General features: G+C 66.5%; 14 protein-coding genes and 1 tRNA gene. 6 read left to right on the top strand and 9 right to left on the bottom strand.

Annotated features, from left to right (window positions below; translation table 11 throughout):
* Nucleotides 1-14 precede the first annotated feature (14 nt).
* The 6 genes from V6U90_RS04980 to V6U90_RS04955 all read right to left on the bottom strand — a co-directional run bounded on the left by V6U90_RS04980 (nt 15) and on the right by V6U90_RS04955 (nt 3,720).
* A complete protein-coding gene (locus V6U90_RS04980) occupies nt 15-986 on the bottom strand; it encodes a hypothetical protein (RefSeq protein WP_334431357.1) in 972 nt (323 codons plus the stop codon).
* 8 nt (nt 987-994) lie between these two features.
* On the bottom strand, nt 995-2,080 hold the full coding sequence (locus tag V6U90_RS04975; RefSeq protein WP_442933527.1) for an FtsK/SpoIIIE domain-containing protein: 1,086 nt from the start codon (nt 2,078-2,080) through the stop codon (nt 995-997).
* Between the two features lie 388 nt (nt 2,081-2,468).
* Nucleotides 2,469-2,705, bottom strand: a complete 237-nt coding sequence (locus V6U90_RS04970; RefSeq protein WP_334431355.1) for a hypothetical protein — start codon at nt 2,703-2,705, stop codon at nt 2,469-2,471.
* A 4-nt stretch (nt 2,706-2,709) separates the two neighbouring features.
* The gene (locus V6U90_RS04965) at nt 2,710-2,982 is read right to left on the bottom strand and encodes a hypothetical protein (RefSeq protein WP_334431354.1); all 273 of its coding nucleotides are present in this window, start codon (nt 2,980-2,982) and stop codon (nt 2,710-2,712) included.
* A gap of 86 nt (nt 2,983-3,068) precedes the next feature.
* Nucleotides 3,069-3,191, bottom strand: coding sequence for a hypothetical protein (locus tag V6U90_RS04960; RefSeq protein WP_334431353.1), 123 nt, complete (start codon nt 3,189-3,191; stop codon nt 3,069-3,071).
* 199 nt (nt 3,192-3,390) lie between these two features.
* The gene (locus V6U90_RS04955) at nt 3,391-3,720 is read right to left on the bottom strand and encodes a hypothetical protein (protein WP_334431352.1); all 330 of its coding nucleotides are present in this window, start codon (nt 3,718-3,720) and stop codon (nt 3,391-3,393) included.
* A 177-nt stretch (nt 3,721-3,897) separates the two neighbouring features.
* On the opposite strand from V6U90_RS04955, the gene V6U90_RS04950 reads away from it, so the two are divergent.
* The 3 genes from V6U90_RS04950 (at nt 3,898) to V6U90_RS04940 (ending at nt 5,939) form a co-directional block, all read left to right on the top strand.
* A complete protein-coding gene (locus V6U90_RS04950) occupies nt 3,898-4,695 on the top strand; it encodes a GntR family transcriptional regulator (protein WP_334431351.1) in 798 nt (265 codons plus the stop codon).
* The gene (locus V6U90_RS04945; protein ID WP_334431350.1) at nt 4,692-5,447 is read left to right on the top strand and encodes a glycosyltransferase family 2 protein; all 756 of its coding nucleotides are present in this window, start codon (nt 4,692-4,694) and stop codon (nt 5,445-5,447) included. The genes V6U90_RS04950 and V6U90_RS04945 overlap by 4 nt, the downstream gene beginning before the upstream one ends.
* A gap of 297 nt (nt 5,448-5,744) precedes the next feature.
* Complete coding sequence (locus V6U90_RS04940; protein WP_334431349.1) at nt 5,745-5,939, top strand: hypothetical protein; 195 nt, start codon at nt 5,745-5,747, stop codon at nt 5,937-5,939.
* 568 nt (nt 5,940-6,507) lie between these two features.
* Here V6U90_RS04940 and V6U90_RS04935 read toward each other — a convergent pair.
* Complete coding sequence (locus V6U90_RS04935; RefSeq protein ID WP_334431348.1) at nt 6,508-6,750, bottom strand: hypothetical protein; 243 nt, start codon at nt 6,748-6,750, stop codon at nt 6,508-6,510.
* A 208-nt stretch (nt 6,751-6,958) separates the two neighbouring features.
* On the opposite strand from V6U90_RS04935, the gene V6U90_RS04930 reads away from it, so the two are divergent.
* Nucleotides 6,959-7,189, top strand: a complete 231-nt coding sequence (locus tag V6U90_RS04930) for a GntR family transcriptional regulator (RefSeq protein ID WP_334431347.1) — start codon at nt 6,959-6,961, stop codon at nt 7,187-7,189.
* 32 nt (nt 7,190-7,221) lie between these two features.
* On the opposite strand, the gene V6U90_RS04925 is transcribed toward V6U90_RS04930, so the two are convergent.
* Both V6U90_RS04925 and V6U90_RS04920 read right to left on the bottom strand, forming a co-directional pair.
* A complete protein-coding gene (locus V6U90_RS04925) occupies nt 7,222-7,731 on the bottom strand; it encodes a hypothetical protein (protein WP_334431346.1) in 510 nt (169 codons plus the stop codon).
* Between the two features lie 309 nt (nt 7,732-8,040).
* Nucleotides 8,041-8,205, bottom strand: a tRNA-Glu gene (locus V6U90_RS04920).
* A 302-nt stretch (nt 8,206-8,507) separates the two neighbouring features.
* Between V6U90_RS04920 and V6U90_RS04915 the strand changes: the two genes are divergently transcribed.
* Together V6U90_RS04915 and V6U90_RS04910 are read left to right on the top strand one after the other, a co-directional pair.
* The gene (locus tag V6U90_RS04915; protein ID WP_334431345.1) at nt 8,508-9,965 is read left to right on the top strand and encodes a multicopper oxidase family protein; all 1,458 of its coding nucleotides are present in this window, start codon (nt 8,508-8,510) and stop codon (nt 9,963-9,965) included.
* Nucleotides 9,966-10,450: 485 nt separating this feature from the next.
* Nucleotides 10,451-12,274 (top strand): S1 family peptidase, encoded by a 1,824-nt coding sequence (locus tag V6U90_RS04910; RefSeq protein WP_334431344.1) that lies wholly within the window; start codon nt 10,451-10,453, stop codon nt 12,272-12,274.
* The last annotated feature ends 71 nt before the right edge of the window (nt 12,275-12,345 follow it).

Here is a 12,345-nt window from a genome sequence, read left to right as displayed (position 1 = left end):
ACGGGCAGGCAGGGTCAGTTCGCGTAGCCGTTGACCGCTACCGGGGTGAGCCGGTCGACCACCCGTGACGCGATGGGCATGGGTAGCCGGGTGGCCTGTTGGATGTCGACGGCGGTGACGGGCCGGTCCAGGTCGGCGACGAGCCGCCGGATCTGGGCTTGCATCCCCGGTGGGATACCCAACCCATCCAGCGGCAGGGCCGGGGGCTCTACCGCAGCCGGATCGCTCTCCGGCGCCTCTTCCACCCGACGGACCGGAACCGAAGGGGGAACCTCGACCGGGACCGAAGCAGGGACCTCGACCGGGGTCGGAGCAGGAACCGGGGTGGACGGTTCCGCAAAGCCGGTCGACTTCTGCGGTACGGCCACCACCATCGGCGCGGCGTACGGTACCGGGGCAGGTTTCGGGGCCGGGGTCGACGCGGGCAGGGTGACGGCCCGCCGCGCCTGGGTGCAGCGTGCCTGCACGATCGGCATGACCTCAGCCAGGAAGAACACCAGGACCGGCACCATGATGTGAGCGGCCAGCATTCCCGCGCTGATGCCGCCTTCCCGGGGGAACAGCGCCGGCACCACGTTCATGACGAGGGTCGAGCCGAGCAGGAACCGCTTCAACCAGTCGACCGCCCGGGAGTCGATGTCGATCTCACGGGCGATCATCGCGGCTTCCCAGCGCAGGACGGTGATGAGGATTCCGACAAGGCACGGTTCGACTCCCCAGCAGCCCCACCACACCGGATCGGCCGGGGTGAGATGCCCGGCAAGGAAGTCTTGGACACCGGTGGTGGTGAACACCGACCCGATGGCGAGGAACAGCCACAGGGACCGGGTCACGCTCACCCGAAGCCGCTCGATATCCACGATGTCCAGCGCGGCATCCTGCTCCAGGTCGTGAAGCTGCCGCGCCACGTCGAGACGTTTGGCCAGCTTGCGTACTGGTCTGGGCTGCTTGACCGGTCGAGGCTTATCGCTGTCGTGTCTCGTCATGGCCCCGGTCACCCCGCCACCGTGGTCAGTTCGCTGTGCGGCCAACCGGCCACGCGCACCAGGTCGGCGATGTCGGTGTCGTCGCAGTACGCCGCCCGCACCCGCACCGGCGTACGCGAGCGCTGCCGGACCACGAACCCGATCCCCGCCGACTCCGGCACGTTCGGGATCTCATCGGCCAGGGCACCCCGGCGGCGCATGTCGTCCCCAAGGACCATGTCGACGTGACCGGCCGACGTGGCCCGCAGGCACACCCGCAGACTGAACAGGTCCCGTTGCGGGATCACGTCCTTGGTGGGTTCCTGGAGCGCGCCGATCACGCTGCCACCCAACGCCCGCGACTGGGACAGGATCAGCGGCAACACCGCCTGAACGCCCTTGGTCAGGGACCGGTCCCCGTACCCGGTCACCGCGCCCAGCTCGTCGACGACCAGGACGTCAAGCGGAGTTTCCCGCGACATGGCGAACGTCCGCCGACCCTGCTCCGCCAACACCTGCTTGCGGGCCTGCATGGTGGACCAGAAGCCCTGAACGACGTCCACGATGTCGCCGTCACTCTCGGCGTACCGGTGCGCCACCGGCCGCAGCGCGTTGAGTTCGGTGCCCTTGGGGTTGACCACGTGCAGGCGGACCAGGCCGTCACGGATCAGCGGCGCGCATGCCCGCAGCGCCATCCAGGTGATGGAGTTCTTACCCGATCCGGTGGCCCCGGTGATCAGCCAGTGCTGCCCGATCAGCGGCGCATGCCAGTCGGTGCCGTGCTCGGTCTCACCCAGGAACACGCGAGACAGGTCCACGGCCTCGGCATCGGTGGGCAGGTCCGGCGGGACGACCACCTGAGTGAACGGCTCGGACCGCTGGACGATCAACGCGATCACCTGCGGCCGGATCCGCTCGATACCGATCCGTTCCGCGCCCAGCGCCACGGCGAGAGCTTCGGCGGCTTCCTCCCACAGCTTCGGGGTCTGGCCGAGAAGAAGCCGGACGTACACCGTCTCCGTCGATGGGGAGTGCGACCGGACGCGGATGATCCGGGGAACGTTGATCACGCCGGTCGTGCGGTGGACCGTGACCAGGTTGCACGCCTCCATCACCCGGCCCCACCACGGCCCCAGGTAGGTCCGCGACAGCCACCGCCGACGCACCGCCCGCAACCGGGGAGCCGCCACCGTCGACCACGAATCGGGGTGACCCCGGTACCAGCCCACACCCGCCGCCACCGCACCGGCCATCACACCGCCGGTGGTCACCGGCCCGAACTCGACCACGCTCGCGGCCACAGCCGTCGGCGCCGCCACGAACCCCGGATGCCGGGCCGCCCAACCCGCGACCTTCCACTCCCACCCCTGAGCACGCTTACCCATCTCCCGCACCTTCTCTCACCATGTCGTCTGCAATTCCGTCGTATCTACTTGACTTGCGGCATAGGAAAGGCCCGGATCGGATCACCAACCCGGGCCCTTTCCTACCGAGCAGTTATGGTCAGCGGACCGCGTCGAGCATCCTCTTGGCGACCGTCGTTGCCCGTTTCGCCTTAGCCGTTTCCTCCATCCACGGCGTCGCCTCTTCCAGCAGGATCAGCAGCACCGCCACCGACCGACGTAGTTCGTCGTAGTGCCGCATGTACCGCTGCCTTTCCGGCATTCCCTTCATGGACCGCCGCAGCAGCCGCATTGCCTGATCGATGCCGTCATAGGTGTCGTTGATCTGGTACGACATCAGCTCACACCTTCCACGGTTTAGCGATCAGATCCGCTTCGTACGTCTTCACCCTCCGGTGAAACGCCCGCAGCGTTTCCACGGTCTGCCTGTGCGCGTCCTCCAGGTCCTCAATCCGGGCCGCGAATTGATACAGCGTCCCCGGCGGCGGCTCACACGCCTTGATCAGGCTGCTCACCCCGTCCAGCAGCATCGCTAGGCCCTGCACGTTGCCGACCAGCGCCTCATACCGGGAACGCCCGGTTAACGACTTCACGACCTCCGGTACCAAATCCATCCGCCGTTCCTTCCCTAGACGATCGGTGGACACCACCCACCCCCGGAACGTGCCCCGAGGGGCGGATAGAACCCACCGGCCTTAGGTCACTCCCGGCCGGACAGACGCCACACCCGACGCCACCGCCGCGTTTCACGACGAATCAACCCAACGTTGATCGACACCGACAGCAACAACAACCCGACAAGAACCAGTTCGAAATCAGACATGACAACCTCCCTTCAATTTCACAAAGAATCGAATTCGGCCTGTTTTAGGCAAGGATGTATCCACTGTGGAATTCTCAACGAACAATCTGCCCAGGGCACAACCGGCGCACCAGCCGCACTACCAAGACATAAGCGCCCCGACCCGACTCGAACGGGTCACCCACCAGACAGGGGCGGGGCCGAAGACTCCTACCGAGCCTCAGCGCGCAGCCGACTTGAGGCCCTGCGCCTTCCACGTCAGACCCGACCGGCCATCCCGCTCCCAGTGCGACACCGTGGCGCCGATCAGCTCCACCAGGTCGCCTTCCTCGATCCCCTCCGGACTGACCGACAGCGTGATCTTCAGTTCCTCACCCTTGGCCCGGTAGCCGTCCTCGGTCGCCAAGGGCTTGGCGAACACCGCCACCGTGTACAGCGGGTCATCCGACCCGTAAGCCGTGAGCACCTTCCCGTCCTGATCCACCTTGATCGACGGCTCCTCCACCACGCGCAGCTTGAAGCCCGCCAGGTTCACCGGAATGTTCCGCATCTCGCCGCTCTCCTTCGATCGATCTTCTTCGCACGCTGAGTCGTTTGGCCCCAATCAAGGACCTTCGCCCCTAGGCCCCTTTAAAGGAGCATGGGAGGACTCTAGCGTCTCCCGCATCACAGCGGCAACCCCTTCAAAGGGGTAAAGTAGAGAAGTTCTGAGTGAGGAGGCTGGAGCATGGCAGCGAAGTACGACCACATCGCAGATGACCTGCGGAAACGCATCAGAGAGGGAGATCTAGCGCCGGGAGAACGCCTGCCGGCAGAGACTGACCTAATGGGTCAGTACCGCGTGGCGCTGAACACCCTGCGCCGGGCGGTGGACACGTTGGCCGCCGAAGGTCTCCTGGAGAAGCGGCAAGGAGTCGGTACCTGGGTCCGACAGCGCCGCCAGGCGACGCGACGCCACAACGAGCGCTATCACTGGGAGAAGCGCAGGGTTCACCTGCCGGAGGAAGAGCGGCTAGGAGACGGGGCGAGCGAGAAGGACACGGGCCTGACCTTCGACGACCTCGAATTTCGTGCTACCTACTCGACAGTTGAAGCCAATGAAGACCTGGCGAGGGTGTTCCGCGTACCAGTCGGAACAAGCATGTTGCGCCGGGACTATCACACGAAGCCCAGGGGGCACGGTGCGCCGCTGGCGATCAGCAAGGGTTCGTTCCTGGTCTACGACTTGGTAGCAGCTAACCCGGACTTGCTGGACGAGGCCAGGGAGCCATGGCCCGGCGGTACGCAGCACCAGCTCTCCACCATCGGCATCGAGCTAGCGCGGATCATTGACGAGGTCTCATGCCGGCCCCCCACCCCCGAGGAGGCACGCATCTTCGACTTTGGCACCGGAACATCTGTGTTCGTGCTCCGGAAAATCTCCATCGACACCACGGGCCGAGTCGTTGAGGTGTCAGATGCGGTCTGGCCGGGAGACCGCGTCGACTTGGTCTACACGACCGAGCTTGCGCGGTGGTCCGAGTGAACACCGTCAGCCTGATTACCGCCGTGCACCCACCGAGCGTGCCCTACTTGCTCGATGCGTACGAATCGCTGGATGCCCAGGAGCTACCCGAGGGGTGGAACTGGCAGTGGGTAGTACAAGAGGATGGAACCGCCGAAGCTGCGCGATCTGCACTACCTGACGACCCGAGAATCAGTTACGGCTGTAATCGTGCCGGAGGTCCGGCAGTTGTCCGGACAACCGCGCTGATGAGAGCGACGGGAGGGCTCATCCGCAACTTTGACGCCGACGACAAGCTGCTTCCCGGTGCCCTGGCTCGGGACATTAGTCATCTTGTCAGTGACCCATCTATCGGATTCACGGTGTCGAGGTGTCTCGATCTCTTGCCGGATGGCGGCATCAAGAGTTGGGCGCACCTAGATCCCGCCGAAGGCCGGCTAGCCCAAGGGGCGATCATGGCGCAGTGGCAGAACAACGACTGGCAACTGTCGGTTCACCCCACAACAACCTGCATCCGGCGGGAGCTGCTACTAGCCGTTGGCGGATGGATGGCGATGACCACCGCCGAAGACACCGGAATGCTTCTTGCTGCCAACGCCCTAGCCGATGGCTGGTTTATCTGGGAACCGAGCATCCTCTACCGAAAGCACGAAGCCCAGGTGACGGCTCAGCGGTACCACACTGAACCGATTGAGCGACAGGCCCGACGTGATCTTATCGTTGCAAGGGTCAACGCGCTTGCCTCGTTTCTCACGCCGACCTCAGCGGCATAGCTGGCTGCTTGCAGGCGCCCGCCGGACGGCTTGAAACCGGCGGGCGCCTTGCTGTTGATCGTAACCAGCACGACGGCCCATAGTCACGTACAGCTAAGTCGTCACGGATTGGAGCGCCCGGAGTGACCAACCCGAGAGAGCGGGACGAGTTCGAGCGGATGAGGCTTGTTGCTCAGATTGAGCGCGCCCGTGCCTTCATCCAGCAATACGAGGAGCACCAGGAGTTCTACCGGCGCCAAGTCGAGGACAGTCGGTACGAGCTTGGTAGGCTCGATGAGCGGCTAGGAGGTTCGGACCATGAGCATTGATCGGCAAATCCAGGCGCTTCGCGACCTGCTGCGCGCTGACCATGAGGCATGGATTGCCGAGGTTCAGAGCTGGGCCGACGAAGCGGAAGCCGCTGGCGACGTGACGCGGCATCGACGCCATGCTGAGCACGTAGCGAGGCTGAAGGCGATGCCCTACCCGTGGGAGCAGTCGCACGCTGCGTAGCCAGGTCGGCATGGCTGAAGCGTAGCGTGTGTTCAAACTTTCTTTACTTGGTCAAGGGCGGGCCGCAAGCGGCCCGCCGCCGTGCCTGCGCCGGGGCGCGCATGCGGCCTGGCGGCCGGTCACGTCCCGGCGCGCACGGCGTGGCTGTGAGGGAGCCATAGACGCAGCCGCAGCACGGCGCCGGCCGGACCCTCAGACGGACATGCGGCCCGCCACCGCCAGGCCCGACGAGGCCACCGCGGATTGCCGCAGGCGTACCGGTACGCCAGGTCGAAGCCGGTCGCCGTCGAGGATCAGCGCCGAGAGTGCCCACCAGGTACGCCCCGCACGTTCCAAGCATGGGGGCGGTGTCCGCCGAGCGCGTGCTGACGACCCCCTGTGCACCTGACGACGGTGTCCAGGTCAGGTCAAAATCTGGCACCGGCGGAAGGGGTGGGGTCCGCCGTGGGCGAGGCCGGAAACCCAGGAGCCGACACGCGCTGTGGCTGAGGTCGGGTCAAAGGCGAAGGCACAGCAACGGCCGCCGTCGTGCTCCGGGCCGTACTGCGGTAACAGTGCCCGCCGCTGGTCACCGTCCAGGCCGGCGAACGGGACGCAGACCGGCGAGGCGTACGTAGATCTCCCGCTTGGCTACGGCCTTGCCTAGGTCATCGAGCTGATACCCCGTCAGCCACACCCAGCCGTGGTAGGTGGGGTACGTGCTCACCGAGATGACCCGGAACGTGAAGGGCGGCTGTCCGGCGAACTGGACCGACGAGTCCCGGTTGATCAATAGTTCTTCACCAGGTCGTGGCCGCCGGAGTTCGGTCATGGCCGTACGCGCCTTCCTTCGCGGGCGGTGCTCTGCCCGGCCGGGTACGGGGAGGCCCGGCCGGGCAGAGGGTTCCGCCGCACCGGGGCGAGTTCGGGTTCTCTACGTCCGGCACAGCGGGTAGCCGCACCCTACCCGAACTGGTACATGGTGGTCCATGGTCTGCCATGCCTGACCAGCGTCGTCCGTGCCGGCATAGCGTCGAGATGTGATCGACCCCGAAGGGCCGGTGCCCGTCTATCAGCAGTTGGCGGCGATCCTGCGCGAGCAGATCGAGCGTGGAGACCTGCTGCCCAACCGGCCGATCCCGAGCGTGGCCCGGCTCCAGCAGGAATACGGCCTGGCGCGCGGCACCATCCTGCACACGGTTCGGGTGCTGGTAAGTGAGGGCCTGGTCTACGTGGTGCCCGGCAAGGGCACGTTTGTCAAGGCACCCTGAGCACGCGGCAGGCAGTCGGGGCGAGCATCCGTTCAGCATCGATCCGTGCGGACATAGGTGTCGCACCAGGCCGGCGCTTCCACCTTCCAGACCCGCCAGCCGCCCTGGTCCTTCCGAACCTCAAAGCGCCAGTGGTGCCGGCTTCCCGACATGGACAGTCGATCCTGCCACCAAACCGCGTACACGTCGGTGACGACCAGGGCGACGCCCTCCCGAAGGTGGGTCACCTGCAACGGGCCTGATTCCAGCTTGCTCGGCGGGGTGGCTCTCCTCATGTCTGCCCGGTACCCGCGCCACTGGTCGACCAGGCTGTCACGGCGATCGGCAGCAAGTACCCGGTACAGGCCGCCGTCATCCCCACTGCTGAGCCGCAGCAGGTAGACGAGCGCCGCAGCACTGGGCGCCGGCTCTCCCCGCTCCGCTTCCACTTGAAGGCTGACCGCCCACCCCGCAGGCACCGACAGCGCACCGGTACACACGAAGACCACCAGCGCCAGGAGAGTCCACGGCCAGTGTCCGACCGGCAGGGCACCACGCTTCACACCGAACACACTAGTGATCTTGACCAAGTTCGCCCAAGGCCGCCAGGATCGCCATGATCATCGGGCACAGATCCGGCACAACTGAGGCCGAAAACCCGTGTAAAACGTCGAGAGACGTTGAGGGTTGCGGCCCTGGTCAGAGGCCGGATCTGCCCGGTTCAGGATGATCTATCGTCGGCGTTCGACATTCTGGGTTCGAGTCCCAGGCGGCCCACAGAAATCGGCCATGACCAGCGCATATAGGCAAATGTCGCTGCGGCGCGGATCCGTTCACCGCCCAGGACGCGTTCGAGGTCATCATCGCGCCACTGGTGGCCGGGCTGTCGGTACCCGTCCGAGCGGACCGGAAGATGCGACGCGCCTTGTCGACCGAATCCTGCGGATCGCGCCCGCCTGAACGACTGCGGCCCGACACTCCAGGACGCCGAACCTGTGGATTGAAAGTCCACAGCTCTGCCAATTGAGCTAGCGGCCCTGTCCGCCAAGGCTATCGCGGCGTGCCGGTGGGCTAGCGGCTTCCGCGGTGGGGCACGCCAGGGCACCGCGTGGGCCAGGCTGCTGCTGCCGCTGTGGGAGCGCCCGCCGGGGCGGCAGCCGTCGGTCGACAGATATTGCCGCAGCCCGCCAGCTCTACAGGCAGCCAACCAGCCACGACGGTATCGAGCAAGGTGGAAGAAACGACCCCGGTGGCCCGGTGCCACGATCTGCGCTGCGTGTCCCGCCGGACACGTACCGGCCGATCCGGGCCGGTCGGCCAGCCGGAGGGGGGACCAAACGTGAATCGACGACAGTTGCTGGCGCTCGGTGGCGTGGCGGGGGGCGCGGTCCTGCTGCCGACCGCCGAGACCAGCGTGGCGCAGGCCCGGATCCACGCGCCGCAGCCGGTGGGGCACGATCACGGCCGCGCGGCACCGGCGGTCGCGGTACGCCCCGACGTCTCCGAGTTCTCCGTTCCGATGCCGCTGCCACCGGTCCTCGCCCCGGTGGTGTCCCGGCACGACGTGCAGATATTCCGGTTGGCCATCAAGCCGGCCGATGTGTCGATCCTGCCCGGTGTGCTGACCCCGGCCTACACCTACGGCGGCAGCTTCATCGGACCGACGATCCGGGCGAAGGCCGGCCGCCGGGTGATCGTCAGCTACCAGAACCAGCTCAGCGTGCCGACGAACGTGCACCTGCACGGCGCCCACGTCGCGGCGAGCAGCGACGGGTACCCGATGGACCTGATCGAGCCGGGCGGCACCCGGATCTACGACTACCCGAACCGGCAGCAGGGCGCGACGCTGTGGTACCACGACCACAGCCACCACACCGAGGCCGAGCACGTCTTCCGGGGCCTGCACGGGTTCTACCTGATCGAGGATGAGGAGGAGGCCGATCTACGCCTCCCCAGTGGCGCGTACGACGTGCCGATCATGATCCGGGACGCTGCCTTCGACGCCGAGGGGAAGCTGGCCTTCTCCTTCGACCCGAGCACCCGTACCACTCTGCTGGTGAACGGCAAACCGCAGCCGTACTTCCGGGTCGCCGCCCGCAAGTACCGGTTCCGGCTGCTCAACAGCGCGAGTGAGCGGGTTCTCCAGCTCAACCTGGGCGGCGCGGAGATGGTGCAGATCGCCTCCGACGGTGGCCTGCTGCCCGCGCCGGTACCCCGTACCGAATTGGTGCTGGCCTCCGCCGAGCGGGTGGAGCTGGTGGTCGACTTCTCCCGCTACCCGGTCGGCAGCCAGCTCGTCCTCTCCGACGGCAGCACCCCACTGCTCCGGTTCGACGTGGTCCGCAGCGCGCCGGACAACAGCCGGGTACCCGACCGGCTGCGTCCGCTACCGGCCCTGCCCAAGGCGACGGTCTACCGGGAGGTGTCGCTCGGCTTCGACTTCACCTCGGGTGACCTGCCGATCGGCGTGATGAACGGCCGCCCGTTCGATCACAACCGGGTGGACTTCCAGATCAAGCGGGGTACCACCGAGATCTGGAACATCACCAACGCCGACCCCGAGTTCGTCACGCACACCTTCCACATGCACCTGGAGCAGTTCCGGGTGCTGGAGCGCAACGGGGGCGCCCCGTCGCCGGACGACGCGGGGCGCAAGGACACCGTCTTCATCCCGGTGGGTGGCTCGGTGAAGATCCAGACTACCTTCACCGACTATCTCGGTCGGTACGTCTACCACTGCCACTTCCTCGACCATTCGAGCCTCGGGATGATGGCCCAGATGGAGATCGTCGGATAGTTCGACCGTCCGGCCCGACCGACAATCCGTCGGTCGGGCCGTTCCGTGTCCGAGTGGTTGATGTGATCCTGTCCGGACGGCGGCGACTACTCGTTCATGCCGGTCGTCTGCGCAGCGTGACGCCTGGATGGCCGGCCGGGAGGGTAGGGCGGGAACGCGCTGCGGTGGCAATTTCCGTCATTGCGCCGTCGCTAGGTGTCGAACTGTCAGCGTGTCGGCAAACAAACATCGAACAGGGCTTTCGGTCCGGTATCGGATCCTGTTAACGTGACGCGCTCGGGAAACACGGCCGGCTCACCTGCCGGTCGTGTGTACGCAAGAGACACCCAGCCCTTGCGGCTGGACACGGGGATTCGTCGGTCGCCTAGGCGTCGCGTCACGCGCGCTGGAAGGCGTAGTTCGATTCATGTACCTGTTCGACCGCCCCGAGCCCACGCGGCTCGACCGAGCTGCGTGTATGTACATGGGACGACGGGAGTAACTGCTTGTCCGCAAAGTCCAAGTCTCGCCGGTCCGGGCGCCGCGTTGTCGGCGTCGTCGCTGGCCTGACGATCGGAGCCACCGCCGTTCTGTCGCCCGTTGGTGCGGCGCAGGCGGCCTCCACCGACCTGCCGCCGCTGCCGGACAACGCCAAGCTGGTCGGCGTACCACACAAGAAGCTGCCGGCGGGCGCGGTGCGCGCCACCGAGGGCGCGCCGCGGGCGGGCTCCTACGGGTCGGTGTTCACCAACAGGCCCACGCTGGATGGCAAGACCCGGGTGGTCAACGGGACGCCAGCCAACGCTTCGGAGTTCCCCAGCGTGGTCGGCATCCGCAACCTCTTCATCGGCTGGGATGAGAACGGTCAGGCGGGCTGGTACGAATCCACCTGCACCGGCACCGTGCTCAGCCCGACCAAGGTGCTGACCGCGGCGCACTGCACCGTGGACTACCCCTTCGGGACCAGTTGGGTCATCGCCGGCCGGACCAACCTCGACGACGAGACCGCTGGTTTCGTCGCCCGGGTCGCCACCACCTGGACCCACCAGGGCTACAACCTCGCCGCGCAGTACGCCGGCACTGCCCTGGCGCCGGTCGACGACGTCTCGGTGCTCACCCTCAAGGACGCGCTGCCGGCGACCTACACCCCGGTCAGCCTGTCCGGCCAGGGCGACCAGGCGCCGTACACGGCGGGCACCTCGGCGGAGATCGTCGGGTACGGCATGAGCGACCCGAACGACGGCGGTTCGGCGGGCATCCTGCACAAGGGCACCGTGGAGATGAAGAGCAACACCGACTGCTCCAGCTCCTACGGCGCGGCGTACGACGCCAACCGGATGATCTGTGCTGCCGGTAGCACGACGCCCACCACGGACACCTGTCACGGTGACTCGGGTGGCCCGATCTTCGTTGCCGGCAAGCAGGTCGGCATCACCAGCTGGGGCAAGGACCCGTGCGGCACCACCCCTGGTGTGTACGAGCGGCTGAGCTACTACAACAGCTCGATCTCCTCGGACCTCAACAAGCACGGCCTGGTCAACCTGGACTGGACCGGCGACGGGCACAGCGACCTGTTCACCCGGGGCCCGGACGGCATCCTGCACTTCTTCACCGGTAGTGGGCTGAGTTCGGACGGCTACGGTGGCATCAACGGCTACTCGAAGCTCAACTCTTGGGGGAGCTTCGCCGGCTACAACAAGCTGTTCCGCACCTACAACTGGAACGACGACAAGACCCCGTCGATGATGGCGCGGGACGGTGCCGGCAACCTGTACCAGTGGAAGACCGACGGCGAGGGCACCATCATCGGTGGTCGTACCCAGATCGGTTCGGGCTGGGGCAGCTTCACCGACATCATGGTCACCAACAACTGGACCGGTGACGGGCGTCCGAACCTGATGGGCCGCAAGGCCGACGGGACGCTGGTGCTCTACACCAGCAACGGTGCCGGTGGCTGGCTCAACCCCAAGGGCACCGTGATCGGTACCGGCTGGAACTCGTTCAACGTAGTGCTCACCCCGGGCTCCTGGCTGGGCGACGGCAAGCAGTCGCTGATCGGCCGTCGGCCGACCGGTGAGCTGATCCTGTTCAACAGCGACGGCGTGGGCGGCTGGAGCAACCCGAAGGGTACCCAGATCGGTTCGGGCTGGGGCGGCTTCCCGGTCTTCCTGTCGCCGGGTGACTGGAGCGGCGACAACCTGATCGACCTGGTCGGGGTCAACGAGAGCGGTGCGCTGCGGCTCTACACCACCAACGGCCAGGGTGCCTGGCTGGACGCCAAGGGCAAGCAGCTCGACACCGACTGGGACTACTTCAACGCGGTCTTCTGATCGGTACGACCGGTCGCCGCTGACGCGGTGACCACGGTCATCGGCCCCCGGCAGGGTTCACCTGCCGGGGG

Source organism: Micromonospora sp. CPCC 206060, from assembly GCF_036906895.1.
Taxonomy (GTDB): Bacteria; Actinomycetota; Actinomycetes; order Mycobacteriales; family Micromonosporaceae; genus Micromonospora.
The sequence above is the reverse complement of the archived record's forward strand: the minus strand, read 5'-3'. Positions and strand labels throughout refer to the sequence as shown.